Raw genomic sequence first — 18,372 nt, forward strand, 5'->3', positions numbered from 1 at the left:
TGGGAATATTGGCGGGAAAAAAGCGTTAAATATCCGTGAGTGGGAATGTCTTTTCTGTGGGACTTTTCATGATCGAGACGTGAACGCCGCAATTAATATCAAGGTCGCCGGTGGGCAATCGGAGACCTCAAAAAACGGACGCAGAGGAAAGTGTAAGACTTCTGTTAAAGAAGCAGCATCCCGTGAAGCGTCAACCCAACCGAAGATCGTTCAATTAAGTTTGTTTGATCTGCCGGTCATCACCGTCCGGCCCCGGCGGTGAGGATGTCAACAGGACCTTTTTAGGAGAGAAAAGTTATGGCTGAGTCAAAAAGCTGGGATTTTCAGAGATTTTGGCAAACTCTAGACTATTTTGATAGTATTCCCCTGTGGAGTTGTCTGCAAAAGCTGCTCGGTTTCGGGGAAGATAAAAAAAATCAGCTAACAAATGAGCAAGGGATGAAGACCATTTTAGTCATTGGTGGGGAAAATGCGATCGGTAGAAAAGTAATCACCCAACTACAGCAGCAAAACTATCAAATCCGCGCTTTAGTCGATAATATCGAGTCTGCACGTCAATTATTGGCTGAAAATGTCGATTTATTTGCTCTGGAAACCCCGCAATTATTCACAGGGATTGAGAGAATTATCTACTGTCAAGGGGAGAATAACCGCCATAGTTTAGCTAATTTACTCGATTTATTGAAAAATGCTGGGATAACCGCCGAAAAAACCCTCTTTGACTTTAGCAATCCCAGCAGTGATATCAAAGAAATCTGGGGTGCGGTGGATGATGTGGTAATGGGAGGAGTGAGTGAGAGTCAGATAACCCTAACCGGAGGACGAGCGCTCTTTTCCGGTATCGTTAGAACTGAAAATAACGGCGGTTTTGCCTCAGTTCGTACCAGAAACCTGAATCCTCCCCTAAATTTATCTAACTACGAGGGAATAGAATTACAGGTACAAGGGGACGGAAAACGCTATAAATTAATTCTGCGCTGTGAAGGACGTTGGGATGGTATCGGTTACTGTTATTCTTTTGATACACTTGATCGCACCTGGCAAACGATTTCTATTCCTTTTGGCGATTTAATCCCGGTGGTGCGGGCCAAAACGATGAGAGAGGCAGCACCCTTTGATAGCAGTAGCGTCTATGCTTTGCAGTTAATGCAGAGTAAATTCGAGTACGATGGGGCCATAAATCCCCGTTTCTCCCCGGGGTTATTTGCTTTAGAAATTGTCACAATTAAAGCCTACGGGGGCAAAAACCGCTTAATTATCGTTAAAGAAGGAGAAATCGCCGAAAAAAGCCTTTTAGATGCCAGTGGTTATCCCTACGAAGCGATCGATTCTGCTCAGATTTTCGCTAAACTTAATTAATTTAAATAAGCTTGGATCTCAAGTTAAACTACAGAACATCGGGTTAAGATCATGACTATCGGGAGCATAATTAAGGAGGTATGTTCATGAGTGAACAGAATCCCTACGAACAACTTGGGGTTACTGAAGAATCCTCTTTTGAAGAAATTCAAGAGGCCAAACAAAGACTGGTGCAACAGTATCAAAATGATAGCAAAATTGTCGAATTGATCGAGTCGGCCTACGATTCCGTCCTCATGGATCGACTGCGGATGCGACAGGAGGGTAGAATTAAAGTTCCCGATCGCATTCGTTTTCCTGAACGTCTGGCGATTCCGGTGGAAAGTAAACTGGTGACTAGCAGCAAATCTCCTCACTGGTGGCAAAGCTTAATCGATACACCTTCTGCAAGGGATATCGGTGTACCAGCAGTGATTTACGCTTGTTTAGGAGCAATAACGCTGTTAGTTCCCGATCCCAGTGGCTCCCTCTTACCGCTGCTCTTAGCTTTTGGCGTTTTCGTTAATATCTATTTTTTCAACCGCAAGGAAAAACGTTTTGGCCGCGCCTTACTATTCACTCTCGCTGGTTTAGTGCTAGGAGTCGCTCTGGGAGCGGGATTAGCCAGTTTGGCGGCCAAGGCTGATTTGAACATTTTCGGCGATCGCCAAATTTATGCGCTCGTCACTTTTCTGATCTTTTGGGTGATTAGTAGTTTTTTCCGTTAACCAATCGCTCGTAGGGAGCCTAAGATCACGTCCACTGCTTCCCCAAGGTTATTGACGATATAATCAGGCTCGTAGCTCTCTAAACGGGAACGGCTGCGAATCCCCGATAATACGCCAATAACCTTAATATTTTGGCTTTTAGCGGCGGCAATATCCGCTTCCGTATCCCCCACCATCCAAGTATCGGCAGCCGCCGGCAGTTCTTTAGCGGCCTTAGCCATAAGCAGGGTTTTGTCGCGCACGTCGTTGGTTTTGGTGTAATTGTTATTTAGACAATAACGACGATTAGCGGCGAAAAAACGACCGATATCGTGGCGATTAAAGGCATGATCTAGCTCGGATACCCGCCGCATCGTCATCACGACTAAATCGATCTTTAACTCTTGGATTTTCTGGAGAGTTTCCAAAGAACCAACCACCGGGCGATCGTGGACAAGATAGGGTAAAGTATGGACAGTTTGACGACGAAGATGGGCAAATTTACGCGCTTGATCTTCATCTAATCCTGACATTTCCCCGATACGCTTCTCAGAAACCTGATCCCGTTTTAACTGCCAGAATTCCGCTTTCGATAATTCCCCGATAATTTGACCTTTATAGGCGGTTTTCTGTAAACAGTCTTGATAAACTTGGTAATATCGCTCGGATACGTCCATTATCGGGCCGTCAAAGTCGCTAATTAGTCTCAACATCGTTCTAATACTTCTCGCTTTATTAATTTTTATATACAAGTTACCCTAGAGTCTTGACAATGACAAGAGTTTTGTCGGGAAAAAGATTAGGGACCAGGGAAGTGGGGTGTGGGGTGTGGGGTGTCGGGTGTCGGGTGTGGGGTGTGGGGTGTCGGGTGTCGGGTGTGGGGTGTGGGGTGTCGGGTGTGGGGTGTCGGGTGTGGGGAGGTGGGGAAGTGGGGAAGTGGGGAAGTGGGGTGTGGGGGGAAGTGGGGAAATTTCAACTAAAACCCTAAAACCCTAAAACCCCAACCCCTCACTGTTTACTGTTTACTGATTACTGATTACTGATCACTGATTACTGATTACTGATCACTGATGCTTCCCCTTCCCTAGTCTGGACGGTTAGCTTAAAATAAATGTAAGGATATGTAAACTTTCGTAACTATCTCGCCAATTGGCTAACCAATGATCCCAACAACTTCTTTATTCGCACCCGTTGACGATGATCTCCGTCTTTTGACCAATAACTTAAAAAACCTCGTCGGCGCTCGTCATCCCATTTTAGCGGCGGCAGCAGAACATTTGTTCGAGGCCGGTGGTAAACGCGTTCGACCGGCGATCGTGTTGTTAGTGTCTCGCGCTACCATGTTAGACCGGGATATCACTCCCCGTCATCGTCGATTAGCGGAAATCACGGAGATGATCCACACTGCCAGTCTCGTCCATGATGATGTGGTAGATGAGGCAGAATTGCGGCGCGGTGTTCCCACCGTTAACAGTTTATTTGACAATCGCGTGGCGGTTTTAGCGGGGGATTTTCTTTTCGCTCAATCCTCTTGGTATCTAGCAAATTTAGATAATTTAGAAGTGGTAAAATTGCTCTCAGAAGTGATTCGCGATTTTGCTGAAGGGGAAATTCAACAGGGAATTAATCGCTTTGATACCAGTATCTCCTTGGCAGCTTATCTAGAAAAAAGTTACTACAAAACTGCTTCTTTAATTGCCAACAGTGCCAAAGCGGCTGGGGTATTAAGCGAGCAATCGGCTGAAGTTAATCATCATTTATATAATTATGGTCGCGATTTAGGATTAGCTTTTCAAATCGTCGATGATATTCTCGATTTTACCTCCCCTACGGAAGTATTAGGAAAACCCTCTGGCTCCGATTTGATCAGTGGTAATATCACCGCTCCCGCTCTCTTTGCCATGGAGGAAAATTCCTATATAGAAGTGTTAATCGAGCGGGAATTTAGTCAGGAAGGAGACATCGAAAAAGCTCTTGATTTTATTCACTCTAGCCAAGGTATTCCTCGCTCAAAAGAATTAGCCGATCAATACGGTCAAAGTGCCTTAAAACACCTTGAATGTTTAGCTTCTTCTCCCTCAAAAGATGTGTTAATCGAGCTAGTAGATTACGTTTTGAGCCGAATTTATTAGGGAATAATAGTTCTCGCCGTAGCAATAGTCCAAGCATCGACTAATAATAAAAATAGGGTGAGAATAAAAAGAATTCCATACATCCAAGGCTGAGAAAGGGGGCGAATATCAGTCATATCCAAGTTAGTTTTTTCCGCGATTATTTTGACCATGCGATTAAATCCCACTACTCGCATCGGCAATAAATAGGCTTTTTCCGAGGAGCGATCAAGGAAATAATAAACTAAACCACCCTGTCCTGTACTGCGACATTTAAGTTCTTTTATATCTGTCCAATTTAACCACCAACCAGAGCGAAGAAAAGCAGGAAACCATTGGGGATAGGTAACTTGTATCCCTGTTTCTGATAAAATAACTCTTTCACTTAAAGCTCCGTATAAAGCGATTAATCCTAAGCTAATTCCTCCCCAGAGAAAATTGGGATTAACAGGGGAATTAGTGACTTTTGCTAAAAAGGGTAAAGGGATGGTTAACGCCACATATAAACTTAATAAAGTTACCCGAATTACTGGTGATATCCGAAAAGTTATTGTCTCGTTCATTTGATAACCTTAATCAGTAAACAGTAAACAGTGAAAAGAAGGCTCCGAACTGGCCACTTAATACTTTAACACTTTAATACTTAATACTGTTCACTGAAAACTCAAAACTGATCACTGATCACTGATAACTGATAACTGAACAGAGATTTGCACCTCGATCGCAGGTGATTGTTTGAGCGTAAACTGTTATTCTAGGCATGGGGGGCGTGATTTTAACTTGCTACAGTTATTAATTAATATTAACACTTATTGACTATTTCTATGAACAATGGTAAGCGCATTTGGGTCTATGACACCACTCTCCGGGATGGGGCCCAGCGAGAAGGTATTTCCCTCTCCCTCGAAGATAAAATTAAAATCGCCAGGGAATTAGATAGAATGGGTATTCCTTTTATCGAAGGCGGTTGGCCGGGCGCAAACCCTAGAGACGGTCAATTTTTCTGGAAACTGCACGAAGAACCCCTAAAACAAGCGGAATTAGTCGCTTTTTGTTCCACTCGTCGCCCCCATGTCGAGGCCCGGGAAGATCGGATGTTAACCGCCATTCTCGCCGCTAGAACCCGTTGGGTGACAATTTTCGGCAAATCTTGGGATCTGCACGTCACAGAGGGCTTAAAAACCAGTCTGGAGGAGAATTTAGCCATGATAGGAGATACGATCGAGTATCTACGCTGTCAGGGAAAACGAGTCATTTATGATGCCGAACATTGGTTTGATGGTTACAAAAATAACCCCGAATACGCCCTTTTAACCCTCAAAACCGCCCGGGCTGCCGGAGCAGAATGGTTAGTTTTCTGTGATACCAACGGCGGCACTTTACCCCAAGAAATCGCCCCCATTGTGGAGAAAGTGCGGGAGCAATTGGGCATCGATCCCGATGAGGAAAATGCGCCTCAATTAGGCATCCATGCCCATAATGATGCGGGAACCGCCGTGGCTAACTCCTTAGCGGCAGTTAACGAGGGCGCACGCATGATTCAAGGCACAATTAACGGTTATGGGGAACGCTGCGGCAATGCCAATTTATGTACTTTAATTCCCAATCTTCAGTTAAAAATGGGCTTTTCCTGCCTAGAAGAAAATCAATTAGGCCGATTGACGGGAACTAGCCGAAAAATCAGCGAAATGGTCAATTTAGCCCCGGATGATCATGCTCCCTTCGTCGGACGCTCCGCTTTTGCCCATAAAGGCGGCATTCACGTTTCTGCGGTGGCGAAAAATCCCCTAACCTACGAACATATTAACCCGGAAGCGATCGGGAATCAGCGCCGCATCGTCATTTCTGACCAATCGGGATTAAGTAATGTGTTAGCGAAAGCGCGCAGTTTTGGCATCGATTTAAATAAAGATGATCCCACCTGTCGGCAAATTTTGGAACGTTTAAAAATCTTGGAAAGTGAGGGTTATCAATTTGAGGCAGCCGAAGCTAGTTTTGCGTTATTAATGCGGGAAGCTTTGGGACAGAGAAGCCACCTTTTTGAATTAAAAGGATTCCAAGTTTATTGTGATATGCTGCGGGATAGTGGTAATGCGATCGCTACAATTAAAGTACGGGTAAAAGAGGAAGATTTATTAGAAGTGGCCGAGGGTAACGGGCCCGTGGCTGCTTTAGATCGGGCTTTAAGAAAGGCTTTAGTCAAATTCTATCCCGAAATTGCTAACTTTCACCTGACCGATTATAAAGTGAGAATCCTCGATAGTGGTTCGGGGACGGCAGCGAAAACTAGGGTTTTAATCGAGTCGAGTAACGGTCAACAAAGATGGACTACCGTGGGAGTGTCTAGTAATATTTTGGAAGCTTCCTATCAAGCAGTAGTAGAAGGAATTGAATACGGTTTATATCTGCTGCAAAACAATAAACTAGAATTATCGGGTCAATTTTGTCCTTTGGGGATAATTTAGGGAACAGTTATCAGTTATCAGTTATCAGTTATCAGTTATCAGTTATCAGTTATCAGTTATCAGTTATCAGTTATCAGTTATCAGTTATCAGATTTGAGTTTTCACTGAACAGTTAACTCCTGACTCCTATCTCCTGTCTCCTATCTCCCCTCTCCCTTAGGGACTTGCGCTTTGATAATGTACCATTTATGGCTGGTCTGATTCTTCTACAGAGCGAGTGTCTGGCTGGGATATTATTCCTACGCAGGTCCCTTATACCTTTTAAACAGGATTTAATATAATGTCGCTTTGACAGAGTTTAAACACTGATATATTATCAGAAAGAATCCATAATTCTTCCAACAAGAGCAAGCAAGCTTAACTAGGTAGGCTCTTCGTTACTTTTTATGGTTCGATAGGGTGGCATAAATAAACTAAATCCTTATCTGGCAAGAGATTTAATTGATTAGTTCGCTCTAGATCAAAAACAATTGACAAAAATCGCCAAACGTTTTTCTCTATAAGGGTTCCGTCCCTTATAACCCCCGTACATTGCATAACAGAAACCGAAGAACCACTAGGTAATTCAATTGCTCAGCCTGTTGAAGCTGTAAATTTCACATAAAATATTTATTTATGACTACACAAGCTATAGGAAAATCAATGATGTTACTGAATAATAAATACTTCAAAATTACGACATTTTTAACCATTGCATTGATTACTTGGATCGCCCACTTTTGGTATTTTAATCACTTGGGTCTATACGAAGATGATTACGCTTTCATCGGTAACATACTCACCATGGACTTTTCCAGATTTGTTGACTCTGTTAAGAACATGAATTTAGCATTTTTTCAAGGTAGAGTTGTCGGCTTTAACATCCTCTTCTTCTCTGCATACTTTGCTGGAAAATTGGGAGGATTGCCGCTTATTTATATAAGTGCCTATCTATTGGTATTAACCAATAATATCCTCTTTTATCTATTTCTCCAACGTCTCTGGAATCAACCTATTTTTGTCCTGACGGGTACCCTTGCATTTACTTTATTTCCTGCCGATAACACTAGGGCTTTTCTCACTCATATTCACATTTTGCCCGCCATAACCTTTCTTTTACTCGCTTTTTTAAGTTATCTGAACGATAAAAAAATTTGGTCTTACCTATTGATTACTGCTTCTTTTCTTAGTTATGAGACCTGTTTTTTGCTGTTTATCACCGCACCTTTTCTAACCAAAAAGCCTAAGTCGGACATATTTAAAGAATTAATTAAACATCTATTCATCTTAGGTACGATTTTCCTAGTGGTTTTAATTCTCAGAAAGTTGACTGGTGATAGCCGGGTTGGAGACTTAGATATAGCAACCGCTATTTTTACTCCGATTCGTCAAATAATTACCGGACCATTTGTCTGTTTAGGAACATTTGTCTATCGTCCTTGGCAAACTTTGCACAATCTCAGGGGAGAATTGTTAATTTTTGTGCCTCTTTCATTACTTATGTTGCTATGGCTATTCTTACAAAATTATCGTTTTTCGGGACTGGATAGTGGGGAAAATTGGCCGATAATTAAACAGTTGAGCCTTTTGGGGATAAGTCTCTTATTCTTGGCCTATCCCTTAACTTTTACCGTTCCTGCTACCCTCATTAGTGGACGTGATTCCCGTGTTCATGCGGCTGCCGTGGTTGGAGCTTCTATTCTTGGGGGAATTCTTGGCTATTTGATTGTTTATTTAGCCAATAGTTATCGGCAAAAAAATCTTGCGGCTCTCCTCTTAGCGACTTATTTTTCTTTGTTGATTGGATTTGGAATTATCGTGCAACAGCAAAATAAACTAAGTTGGAAATATCAGCAAGCTTTTTGGGCTGATGTTATACAATTAGCCCCCGATCTGAGCGATGGACAAGTTATTTTAGTCGATGCTCCTAGTCTACCTTGGGGAAGTCAGTTGTATCCTTTTGCTTGGTCTATGCCCAGTGTAGTCGGTCAACTTTATCAATTTCCTTGGCAATGGAAAAACGTTCCTAAACTATATAAGCTCAATCCTGATTGGCAGCAAAAAATCCCTGCCAATGGAGAAATGGCTTTAAATAACGACAATGGATTGCTGTCCTATTATTATACTTGGGAATCCCCTCGTCAAGTTAAAACTTCGGAAATTATTTTGTTACAGGAAAAAGATGGGAAACTTGTCCGCACAACTACTCCAATTGTTGTCGGAACTAAGAAATTATCCTTTAAACCCCCGGCTAATTCAACTCTAGATTCTTTTGAGAAAGGATATTTGTACGATTATTTAATCACTCCTAAAAATCAAAAATCTGTCAATTATTTTCAACCTTTTTAAGGTTAGTCAATGTCGAGTAAAATTTATCCTTTCTGATTAAGTTTTTGCCGTCTTTAATCCCTCTTTTGTACCAATTCTCTCTAGGCAAATTACAGATTTAATCTAAGTCCCTCTTAACAAGCAAAATTTAGAGGGAGCAAATTTTTGTAGTCAGACTTTGGAGCAGTTAAATAGGGTTTGCTGAAAAAGTTTGTTGGTGGGGTTAGGAGTCGGTCGTCAGGAGTCTCCGAGTCAGTAGCCGGTCGTTTCAGGCTTTGTTGCCCTCTCTTTTTGTACCAGTGTATGTACTACAAGAAGGATAATGCAAGGTTTTTGAGGGTCCCAATCCGATTTTCGCAGCATGAACATCGGATTTTAACAGGTCAAAAGCCTTATTTTAAAAGGGTTTTACCATTATTCAGCAAGCCCTAAATAACCCCTAGGATAATAATCTAGTAACAAAAGAATTTTGCCAACGACGGGCCAAGGCCCGTAGATACATATTAACGGGAAACTGATAATATTCGATAATTAACCAGAGTAAACAAATACCATGGCAAATAAAGGTTAAAATCGACCAAAATAGAGGCACCCATGACAAAGGACTCCCCTCGACTGGAGGAAAAAGATAGGCTCCCGTAGCCACAATTGCTGTGGGAAAAATCACAAATCCTAAACCGATAATTAAGTAAAAACCTGCCATCTCCATTCCTTCTCTCGGTAAACCCTGCCAATACTTACCATTCCAATACCAAGTTAAGGGTAATTGACTATCGGCCATTTTTAAAACTTGTTGTTCTAAATTAGCAGTAAAAATGTGTTGACAAAAGTTACAAGCATAGGCTTCCATTAGTGGTAAAGCGGCAATTTTACCATGGCGACAGACGGGACAAGAATAGGTATCGTGATAGTTTAATTGGGTTGGATCGGTCATGGTTAATGTGAGTGAGAGTAAAAAAGGCCATTGCAGATAAAGCAGTTATCTTAATGGTAAGGTGCAAAGTTTTCTTTTTGGGGAACGGGGAACAGTAGCCGGTCGTCCAGAAATGATAATTTAACCATATCTGGGTCGAGGAAGTTCGAGCATTTGTACTAAAAATTCCCCGACGCAGTTTAAATGCAGTACAACCCAGCACATCTCAACTGTATCTTAGTCGCCGATTTCCAGATAATTTGCCTCTCAGTCCCGCTACTGCCAGAAAAATTGCTATTTAGTCCTTCTTTACTTTAAGTTAAGAAACTTATCTAAGGCTAGAACCATATTTGGCGGCCAACGGCGCACGCTTTTTACCCAATCGAGGTCTTGATAGCGGGTATCCATGCCGACGGCGGCTACCCAATTGCTTTCCGCCTCTCCCTGTTGTCCTTGGGTCCATAAAACGGCGCTTAAGGCCGCTCTGACATCGGGAAACATGGGGTATTTGCGGGCAATATTCCGCATTTTTTGGACTGCTTCTGGATATCTGCCCAATTCGTACAGGGCCAGAGCCAGATTAGCTTGCGCCCAGGCAAAATTCGGGGCTAGTTGAGTGGCTTGGCGATAGTCTTTGACGGCGGCTTCCCAGTCCCCTAAACCGCCTTCGGCGTTGCCGCGATTGTTATAGGCAAAGGCATCATTGGGAGCCAGTTCTAAAACTTTATTATAATCGGCGATCGCTTCTTGATATTTGCCTTCTCCCTCTAAAGCGGTGCCGCGATTGAGGTAGGGATCGGGGGCATCGGGGGCAATGGCGATCGCTTGGTTAAAATCAGCGATCGCATCCTCTAATTTATTGAGGTTGACTCTGGCATTGCCGCGATTACTCCAGACGGCGGGATTAGTGGGGAATTTGGCGACTAATTGGGACCAATAGCTTTCGGCCTGGGCGTAATCCCCTTTTTCTGTGGCTTCTAGGGCTTTTTCGGCGATAACTTCTCCTTCTCTAATCTGTTCTTCGCTAATAGTCGGGCTATCGGCATAAGCCGCTATGGGTACGGCAAAAAAGAGTAACAGACTCAATACACAAGCGGTGATCCAACGCATAATTACTTCATAATTTGTTACTTAATCTTTTCTCAATCTACCCTACTTAGGTGAACTCTGCTCTAGATAGTCTTGATAGCCTAGTCGTTGAAGATTGCTTTGTTTTTCGAGGACGGAATCGGCGAGGGATTGACGATAGGCAATAACTTGCTCTAAAAGATCAGCATTACCGGTGGCGAGAATTTGAACCGCTAAAAGTCCGGCATTTTTGGCATTACCGATCGCCACTGTGGCCACGGGAATGCCTGCGGGCATCTGTACAATTGAATAGAGAGAGTCTAACCCTTGTAAAGTGCGCGTGACTACGGGAACTCCAATCACGGGTAAGGGGGTTAAAGATGCCACCATCCCGGGTAAATGGGCAGCACCACCCGCTCCAGCGATGATCACTTTTATTCCCCTCTTATGAGCGTTTTTGCCGTATTCAAACATTTTTTCGGGGGTACGATGGGCCGAGACAATGGCGACTTCGTGGCTAATCTGAAAAACCTCTAAAACTGCGATCGCTTCTTTCATGGTGGGTAAGTCGGAATCACTGCCCATAATTACACCCACTAGGGGCGCTGCTGTCACCATAGTTACTAGAAAATAATATTTCCCCTAAATTGTATCGGGATCGATGCCTAATTCTCGCAATTTTTGGGCCAATTTTTCTTTAGCTTGTCGTTCCCTTTCTTTCTCTAAAAGAGCCTGTTCTTTTGCCTGTCGTTGCTGTAATTCCGCTTCTTGAGGAGTGGGGACTAATTGACCATCGGCGGTAAAATAACGCAGTTTACGGTCAAATATACCTAAATATAATCCTAACTGTTCACTCCAGAGATAACCTTGGTCATTGGGAGAAATGGCTTGATATTGTCCCTCAATTAGTCTAAATCCCTGCAATTCTAAACTATTAGGATCGAACCAAAAATAATTAGGAGTGCGAAAGGTATTCTGATAGAGAATTTTCTTGTTATTGCGGTCAATATTGGCCGTAGAATCGGAGAGAATCTCGACAATTACATCCGGATATTTACCCTGTTCTCCCCAAACTACCCAACTTTTGCGGGGACGTTTTTCGGTATCTAAAACCACAAAAAAATCAGGACCACAGAAATCGCGCTTTTTCAGTTGTTCCTCGTTGTAGTAGATGGTTAGATTTCCCGAAGCGTAGTAATCACTCCTCTCGCGCCATAATAATTCTAGACAACTAAGGAGAATGATGATCTGTTGCAGGTGTAGATCACTTTCCAAGGGTGGTTCATCACTCCATAAATCTGTGGGGGGATAGGTGACATCTGGGATAATGTCTAGGGCTGTCATGACTTTTCCCGGTATTTTAGGATTGATTAATTGTAGCTTTTTCTCACTACTTTAGAGATGGTGCTGGGGGATTTTTGCCCCTAACTTAATCCTATACCTTGACCGATCGCCGTTTCTAAACTAAAGCCTGACTGCAAATAATGATGGGAATTGGTTGCTCCTCACCTTGCAAGCGGCGGCGATCTAACCAGTCCCGCATCTCATGTTGGCTATATAATTTCTTCAGTTCGCTAAACAAAGCTTCTCCTGTCAGGCTACGGCGCTTAATCAGGTTTAACTCGCGCTTGAGTACAGTGGTAATCGGTTGGCGAAAGGCCTGTTCTAATAGGTTAACCTGCTTGCGGATTTCTTCATCCTGAGTGGTTTTAAACAGCAGTCCCAATTCTCGCAAGATGTAGCGCTGTGCTTGAGTCAGAGAACGGCTGTACTCCCGTTCCGATTGGCGGTGTTGGACTTCTTGGGCAAATTTCACCTTGACTTGCATGACTGCTTGGTTGTAATTTTTGGGCAGCGGCAGTGATGCTTCTTCTGGGTTGGTTTTGAGCATTCCTAAAATGCGGGCAGTATCTTTTGATCTGATCTCTCCCTGTTCATCGAGCCAATATAATTGCTGGTAGCCCTTCCAATCTTTGCGGTTCGGATAAGAAGCTTCACAGAAGACAATTATGCCCTTATTGAGAGAAAAGCGAGCCGTTCGGATGCCATGAGGCAGGTTAGCTATCCGTTCGTATTCAGCCGGATTTTCTCGCTGGAGTTGTCTGAGAATTTCTTCGGCTTCATTGAGGTCGAGAAATTCTCCCTCATCTTCAAACAAACTTAATTGATGGCTGCTACTTTTTTCATAAATCGCATACATAGCCTCTTCGTTAAGCTGTTCCGTTGGGTCAAGAATTGCCGCATCCTCACCGATGGTTTCATGAATTTCTTGAATGCGGTTTTTGAGTTTTTGCCGTAATCCTAGATTCCGCTCCAATCCAGTCTCTGGGAGAAAATTAAAGCCGTAAACCACATCATTCTCGCTGCCAATCCGATCAATCCGACCAAACCTTTGAATAAGTCGGACGGGATTCCAATGCAGGTCATAATTAATAATCAGGTTGCCATCTTGTAGGTTTAAACCTTCGGCTAAAACATCGGTAGCAATTAAAGTTTTGATTTCCGACTCTCCCTGTTGTAATTTATAGTATTTGTTGGCTTTGGGGGCAAATCTTCCCACTACCCGCGCCTTATTTTTATCGCCACTGTAGATGACTTCTAGATCGTCTCGATCGCCGTTAGGATTGAGGTTTTGATATAAGTAATAGGCGGTATCAGCATACTGAGTAAAAATGAGGCACTTGCTATCTTGCAGCGGAGGTTTATTCAACCAATTTTTGAGAGTTTGTAATTTCGCATCTTTGTCTGGAGTAATTGGCTCAACTAAGTTCAAAATTTTCTCTAGCAATTGGATGTCATGCTCAAGATGTTTCTGTAATATTGTGGCATCAAAATCAGCTATATCATACTTCCCAGATGCCTGACGCAAAGCATCGATAATGTCTTGTTCTTCCCCATTGTTTGGCTCATAGAGAATTGCCTGAGCTTCTTCTCCGGCGGGGATAATTCCTTGGCGTAAAGCTTCTCGAAAGCGTTGATGGACTTGCAGTAATTTCTTAACAGTTTGTTGGAAGGCATAAACGCTAGATTCAAAGCGTTTGAATAACAGAACTCGCATCAGTCCTCTTAGATTTGCCCCCCCAGTTTGTAAACTGAGTAATGGTTCTTGTTTGCGCTTATTTGGTAATACATAATTTCCCAAACCATAACGAGCATAGCAAAGTTCATTTTTACGAGGGTTGGCCGGTTGCCGTTGGCGAGATTTCCCTAAATATTGGCGCAGTTCTTGATAAAGTCCTTGATAGGTATCTTCAATACTATATTCAATGGTTTGTAGTTCTCTTTTGGGAAAGAACTGATGCTTACCACCCACAATAACGTAAGCGCGTTGATTTCCGTTTAAATAATCCTTGAAATTGTCTGAATCTACGGGTTTATGAGTCTTGGCATCAAAGCCGTACCAGCGTAAAATGTGGTTGCGAGTGCGCCGGATCAAGATATTAGATAACAAGTCAGGTAACTGTTTTTCCCCTTTCTCTACTAATCTAAAATACTCTTTTAGATCGGGCGGATCTATGGGTAAATCTGTCTTATCATCTTGATGAAAAAGCCTAATCTGATGGTAAATATCCCAAGCACTTTTATTGCGAGGAGTTGCTGTTAAAAAACAGCATTGTCTCCCAGCGGCTAAAAAGGCTTCGACGATTTTATATCTTTGGGTTGCGGCATTCCGCAGGTTATGACTTTCATCAATTAAGATAAAATCTCGATCTTTGTATTTAAAATCTTCTAATAAAACTCTGATGCCACTGGTTTCATCTTCCCGCAGCAATCCCATCGATAAAACGCGGGCGTTAAGTTGATAAATTTCGTTGTAGCGTTCCCACATTTCCACCAGTGGTGCTGGACAAATAATTAAGGGGCGGGCTTTTTCTACTTGTTCAAAGCGTTTGACAATGGCAGCACCAATAAAGCTTTTTCCTAGTCCTACCACATCGGAAACGAAACAACCTCCATACTCGCGGATGAGTTTGATCGCTTGGTTAACTGCTACTTTTTGAAAGTCTGCTAGTTTCTCGGTAATTTCGTTATCTATCATCATTTCGCTGGCAGTTTCTTCTGTCAATCGATCGCGCACGAGCATATAGAGAGTTTTCATATAGATGTCGTAGGGACGTACTGGCATCATCGCCCAAGACTGTTTTAAAGACTGCATCAGTGTTTCATCAAATTCTGTTGCTTCCTGCCAAAGTTGATTGAACCATTCTGTTAAACTGGCATGATTTTCATTACCGTGAACGATAACATTAAGTTCGGTATTGTGGGAAATTCCTGATAAAGTAAGGTTAGAAGAACCAACGATAGCAAGGCCTTTTTCTTGACGTTCCAAAGGTTGTCCCTGCTGGTTATAAATTGTCCCGTAGTCGAAGATATAGGCTTTAGCATGGAGTCGCCCTTTAGTATAAACTCGCACCTGAAGGCGTTTTTCTTCAATCATAAGAACCAGCTTTTTTACTAAGGTTTCTGCTTCATCTGTTTGGTCCATCAGTTCGACGCTGGAACGAATATTATCGGCGGTTTCTGTTGCCATCTGCTTGCGTTCTGTCCGTTTGGGATATTCTTGTGCCTCTAGATGGTCTTTAATTAATTCTAAGCGGCGGTAGCCTTCTGCTAATTGTTCGATGGTTTCTCGGTTGCTGGTGTTGCCAATTAGGAGGCGCATTTGTGGGATGGTGGCGAGACGAGGTGCGATCGCAGTAAAGCCGGAGAGGAAAAAGTAACCGACGGCAAAATGAGCGGCTTCTGAAGAGTGAAGAATTTGGTTGATGTTATCGACTAATTTTTGCTGGCGATTGTCGATGATGTCGTGGGTAGGCATAGTTCAATTTTTGAATTTTAGGGCTGTAACCAGTTTTCTATTACTAGATTAGAAATATTTTCAAAATGACGAGTATTATCGGTTACTAAAATATCCTGCCGAGAACGAGCAACGCTTGCGATTAAAGCATCTAACTGTCCTGTTGGTTTGCCAATTTTTCTAAGTTCAGATTGAATTTTGCCAAATTCGATTGCAGCTTGTTGATCAAAAGCTATTATCGGTAACTGGTTGGCAAATCTAGTTAATGTATCTAAGTTACGTTCTAGCTGAGTTGAGCAATAAACTCCTTTATATAGCTCCCCTAAGACTAAAGTGGACAGGTAAGATTCCTGATACTTAAGTCTAAAATGTGAAACGACCGTCAGATTCCCTTTGAGAATGGCAATACGGATGTTAGTATCCAGTAAATACATGAATTTTCGGCTTAATCATCGAATTTAATTTCCACACCTAGATCGGCATGGCGTTCTTGGTCAATTTCAGAAAAAATATCATCGAGTTCTGGTTGATTTTTCCATACTCCAATAAGAGTTTCTAAGTCTTCCCACAATAATTTTTTTTGAATTAAATTATCGGGGATTGACCGAGAAATTTTTACGCCATTAGGAAGAGATAAATCCTCTAATAGCTCGATAGTATTGCCTTTGATAATTCCTTGTATTTTCATGGTAGTTTAGGATAAAGCTTGCTCAACTAAGACGGCAGTTTCACGATCTAGAATAGAGAGAGTTTCTTGAATTAATTCTATTGGTAATTCTAATGTTTTATAATTTGTTTTTCCATTTTATTTGTACTCCTAATTAATGGCATATTCTGTGAATTTTCGTTTAAATGGAGAGTGAAATCCGATGACAATATCTGTTTTAGGAATTCCTAGTTCAACTAACTTTTCAGCCACCGAAATTTCTGTGTTGTTCTGTTGAATATAAACTTTGTTGTTAATAATATCTAAATGTAAAAGACATCCATAAATCCAATGATTATTATGCCAACCAACTTGTACTAATAAATAATGTTTTCTCAGATCGTCAAAGATTATTTCTAGGGAAATTTCACTAGACTGCTGAATTTTAGCTTGTTCTTCAATTAGGGATTTAACTAATTCACTGTAGTTGATTGCCATTCTACGATCTCCTCTCTGTGATATCCCTAGCTGGCATATCCTGATTTTAGCAGGTTTTCCTAATTTTAGCATCTTGTAACAATCTTAAGGTTCACAATCTATACAATGCCGCTACTCTCTCATCTGACGACTGGGTTATTTACCTCTATTTTAACAGATTCGCTGTGATGATTTCAGATACCCGACTTCTTTAATAATTCGGGTATCTAACCCCTTACAATCCATACAATGCCGCTACTCTCTCATCTATCTCTTTTTCCCATTCTTCACAGTTAACCCCTTTGGCATCTAAGCATTTTTGTACTAATTTGATGATGGGTTCTTTTTCAGATTCAGAAGCGAGAGGGATGGGTATTTTAGAAGTATAAATGGATCGTAATTCTATACTTTTGCCCAATAAATCTGAGCAAAAAGTCTTTAGATAATCCCAAACCATAGATGAATTTAGTATTCCTAATAAATAAAGATCATTTACAGGAATAATAAAAGCCTTATTGTTAAAGAATAAAGCTTTATTGTCAAAAGCAAACCTTGTCTCTTTACATATTTCAGGATAAACAATCTTAGGTTTTTCAAATTCTGCATAATAAGCACAAGCGCGTAATTCCCAGTAAAATTTACCTTTATCATAGCGTTTATCTAGTTCGAGCTTCCACTGGTTTAAATGTTCAAAAATAGCAGAATATTTTTTAATATCAATTCCAATGCTAGTAACGATTAGGTATTTATCTTTACTTCTAATACACCATTTTCTCACATCATCACCCACAGCTAAAGGTTTAATAATTTCTGCACTTTTAGGATCTTTAGCAATTAATTCTGCTCGTTTTGCACCATCAATCACAAAAGCTTGATTAAAACCAGTTTTAATACCCCAATAAATTTTTTCATTGACGTATTCACCTAAAGGAATACCGGCTGCTGACATTTTATTGATTAAACTTGCCGTAGTAGAATCACTTAATAGCCAATTTTTACCATTTAAAGAATTATTAGGTAAAATTGTTCCCTGTTCATTAATAACAGTTTTAATATCAGGATAAGGTGACTCTAAAGATTTAACTTGAGTAAATTGAGTGTTTAATTTTATATCTGATTGCTTCTGAGCGAGAAAAATCATCACTAAAACAGCTGCACTTTCAAAAACTGGCAACTCCCCAAAATCGGTAATACTTCTCACCTGACAAGTATCAGCGATATGCTGTCTTAACTTCTCCCCATACTTTGCCCGAAACCACTTATTAGAAGAAATAAAAGCTAACATTCCCCCGGTTTTAAGTAATTGTAAAGCTCTCGCATAAAAGAAACAATATAAATCCGATGTTCCCGTATAAACTTCCGGGAAAACCTGCTTTAAAGTTGGTTTTAAATCCTTAATTAATTGGCTCTTCGGGAATTGTTATGCAAATAATTAACTTAAAATAAAATTCGATGAGAGCGCCTACGCTCAAAAGTAGCTGAAATCCATACAGGGAAGGACTTAAGGCACAAACAGGTTAATACCAAAAGATAGACAATTGA

General features: G+C 41.5%; 17 protein-coding genes. 6 read left to right on the forward strand and 11 right to left on the reverse strand.

Annotated features, from left to right (window positions below; genetic code table 11):
• The 3 genes from O9295_RS06755 to O9295_RS06765 all read left to right on the forward strand — a co-directional run.
• Positions 1-262 (forward strand): zinc ribbon domain-containing protein (locus tag O9295_RS06755; protein ID WP_288032443.1); only part of this gene is annotated, 262 nt, incomplete at its 5' end.
• A gap of 35 nt (positions 263-297) precedes the next feature.
• Positions 298-1,359 carry a CIA30 family protein gene (locus tag O9295_RS06760; RefSeq protein ID WP_288032444.1) on the forward strand — a complete coding sequence of 354 codons (1,062 nt, stop codon included), beginning with the start codon at positions 298-300 and terminating at the stop codon, positions 1,357-1,359.
• An 86-nt stretch (positions 1,360-1,445) separates the two neighbouring features.
• Positions 1,446-2,066: a CPP1-like family protein gene (locus O9295_RS06765; protein ID WP_288032446.1), complete on the forward strand. Its 621-nt coding sequence runs from the start codon at positions 1,446-1,448 to the stop codon at positions 2,064-2,066.
• Here the strand turns inward: O9295_RS06765 and O9295_RS06770 are convergent.
• On the reverse strand, positions 2,063-2,758 hold the full coding sequence (locus O9295_RS06770; protein ID WP_002801790.1) for an HAD family hydrolase: 696 nt from the start codon (positions 2,756-2,758) through the stop codon (positions 2,063-2,065). The genes O9295_RS06765 and O9295_RS06770 overlap by 4 nt on opposite strands.
• Before the next feature lie 447 nt (positions 2,759-3,205).
• On the opposite strand from O9295_RS06770, the gene sds reads away from it, so the two are divergent.
• On the forward strand, positions 3,206-4,177 hold the full coding sequence (sds, locus tag O9295_RS06775) for a solanesyl diphosphate synthase (RefSeq protein WP_288032447.1): 972 nt from the start codon (positions 3,206-3,208) through the stop codon (positions 4,175-4,177).
• Here the strand turns inward: sds and O9295_RS06780 are convergent.
• Positions 4,174-4,719, reverse strand: coding sequence for a hypothetical protein (locus tag O9295_RS06780; RefSeq protein WP_012263780.1), 546 nt, complete (start codon positions 4,717-4,719; stop codon positions 4,174-4,176). The two genes, sds and O9295_RS06780, sit on opposite strands and share 4 nt — an antisense overlap.
• Positions 4,720-4,980: 261 nt before the next feature.
• On the opposite strand from O9295_RS06780, the gene cimA reads away from it, so the two are divergent.
• Both cimA and O9295_RS06790 read left to right on the forward strand, forming a co-directional pair.
• Positions 4,981-6,621, forward strand: coding sequence for a citramalate synthase (cimA, locus tag O9295_RS06785; RefSeq protein ID WP_147069655.1), 1,641 nt, complete (start codon positions 4,981-4,983; stop codon positions 6,619-6,621).
• 615 nt (positions 6,622-7,236) lie between these two features.
• Complete coding sequence (locus O9295_RS06790) at positions 7,237-8,949, forward strand: hypothetical protein (RefSeq protein WP_288032448.1); 1,713 nt, start codon at positions 7,237-7,239, stop codon at positions 8,947-8,949.
• A 418-nt stretch (positions 8,950-9,367) separates the two neighbouring features.
• On the opposite strand, the gene O9295_RS06795 is transcribed toward O9295_RS06790, so the two are convergent.
• The 9 genes from O9295_RS06795 to O9295_RS06835 form a co-directional block, all read right to left on the reverse strand.
• Positions 9,368-9,862, reverse strand: a complete 495-nt coding sequence (locus tag O9295_RS06795; RefSeq protein WP_288032449.1) for a hypothetical protein — start codon at positions 9,860-9,862, stop codon at positions 9,368-9,370.
• Positions 9,863-10,150: 288 nt separating this feature from the next.
• Positions 10,151-10,951 (reverse strand): tetratricopeptide repeat protein, encoded by an 801-nt coding sequence (locus O9295_RS06800; RefSeq protein WP_288032450.1) that lies wholly within the window; start codon positions 10,949-10,951, stop codon positions 10,151-10,153.
• 42 nt (positions 10,952-10,993) lie between these two features.
• Entirely contained in the window at positions 10,994-11,527 is a 534-nt protein-coding gene (gene purE / locus O9295_RS06805) for a 5-(carboxyamino)imidazole ribonucleotide mutase (RefSeq protein ID WP_002784506.1), read from the reverse strand.
• Between the two features lie 24 nt (positions 11,528-11,551).
• Entirely contained in the window at positions 11,552-12,253 is a 702-nt protein-coding gene (locus tag O9295_RS06810; protein ID WP_288032451.1) for a Uma2 family endonuclease, read from the reverse strand.
• A 115-nt stretch (positions 12,254-12,368) separates the two neighbouring features.
• Positions 12,369-15,728, reverse strand: coding sequence for a helicase-related protein (locus O9295_RS06815; protein WP_288032453.1), 3,360 nt, complete (start codon positions 15,726-15,728; stop codon positions 12,369-12,371).
• 17 nt (positions 15,729-15,745) lie between these two features.
• Positions 15,746-16,141 carry a type II toxin-antitoxin system VapC family toxin gene (locus O9295_RS06820; protein ID WP_002763455.1) on the reverse strand — a complete coding sequence of 132 codons (396 nt, stop codon included), beginning with the start codon at positions 16,139-16,141 and terminating at the stop codon, positions 15,746-15,748.
• Between the two features lie 11 nt (positions 16,142-16,152).
• On the reverse strand, positions 16,153-16,395 hold the full coding sequence (locus O9295_RS06825; protein ID WP_069474553.1) for a hypothetical protein: 243 nt from the start codon (positions 16,393-16,395) through the stop codon (positions 16,153-16,155).
• A 129-nt stretch (positions 16,396-16,524) separates the two neighbouring features.
• Positions 16,525-16,851, reverse strand: coding sequence for a XisI protein (locus tag O9295_RS06830; protein ID WP_002734933.1), 327 nt, complete (start codon positions 16,849-16,851; stop codon positions 16,525-16,527).
• A gap of 214 nt (positions 16,852-17,065) precedes the next feature.
• The gene (locus tag O9295_RS06835; protein ID WP_353851845.1) at positions 17,066-18,229 is read right to left on the reverse strand and encodes an Eco57I restriction-modification methylase domain-containing protein; all 1,164 of its coding nucleotides are present in this window, start codon (positions 18,227-18,229) and stop codon (positions 17,066-17,068) included.
• Positions 18,230-18,372: the final 143 nt, after the last annotated feature.

This window comes from Microcystis sp. LE18-22.4A (assembly GCF_027531105.1).
Taxonomy (GTDB): domain Bacteria; phylum Cyanobacteriota; class Cyanobacteriia; order Cyanobacteriales; family Microcystaceae; genus Microcystis; species Microcystis aeruginosa.

Coding starts and splice junctions, on each gene's coding strand:
- O9295_RS06790 (WP_288032448.1), top strand. CDS start 7,237: ATGACTACACAAGCTATAGGAAAATCAATGATGTTACTGAATAATAAA.
- sds (WP_288032447.1), top strand. CDS start 3,206: ATGATCCCAACAACTTCTTTATTCGCACCCGTTGACGATGATCTCCGT.
- purE (WP_002784506.1), bottom strand. CDS start 11,527: ATGGTGACAGCAGCGCCCCTAGTGGGTGTAATTATGGGCAGTGATTCC.
- O9295_RS06810 (WP_288032451.1), bottom strand. CDS start 12,253: ATGACAGCCCTAGACATTATCCCAGATGTCACCTATCCCCCCACAGAT.
- O9295_RS06765 (WP_288032446.1), top strand. CDS start 1,446: ATGAGTGAACAGAATCCCTACGAACAACTTGGGGTTACTGAAGAATCC.
- O9295_RS06770 (WP_002801790.1), bottom strand. CDS start 2,758: ATGTTGAGACTAATTAGCGACTTTGACGGCCCGATAATGGACGTATCC.
- O9295_RS06780 (WP_012263780.1), bottom strand. CDS start 4,719: ATGAACGAGACAATAACTTTTCGGATATCACCAGTAATTCGGGTAACT.
- O9295_RS06760 (WP_288032444.1), top strand. CDS start 298: ATGGCTGAGTCAAAAAGCTGGGATTTTCAGAGATTTTGGCAAACTCTA.
- O9295_RS06820 (WP_002763455.1), bottom strand. CDS start 16,141: ATGTATTTACTGGATACTAACATCCGTATTGCCATTCTCAAAGGGAAT.
- O9295_RS06800 (WP_288032450.1), bottom strand. CDS start 10,951: ATGCGTTGGATCACCGCTTGTGTATTGAGTCTGTTACTCTTTTTTGCC.
- cimA (WP_147069655.1), top strand. CDS start 4,981: ATGAACAATGGTAAGCGCATTTGGGTCTATGACACCACTCTCCGGGAT.
- O9295_RS06795 (WP_288032449.1), bottom strand. CDS start 9,862: ATGACCGATCCAACCCAATTAAACTATCACGATACCTATTCTTGTCCC.
- O9295_RS06825 (WP_069474553.1), bottom strand. CDS start 16,395: ATGAAAATACAAGGAATTATCAAAGGCAATACTATCGAGCTATTAGAG.
- O9295_RS06830 (WP_002734933.1), bottom strand. CDS start 16,851: ATGGCAATCAACTACAGTGAATTAGTTAAATCCCTAATTGAAGAACAA.
- O9295_RS06815 (WP_288032453.1), bottom strand. CDS start 15,728: ATGCCTACCCACGACATCATCGACAATCGCCAGCAAAAATTAGTCGAT.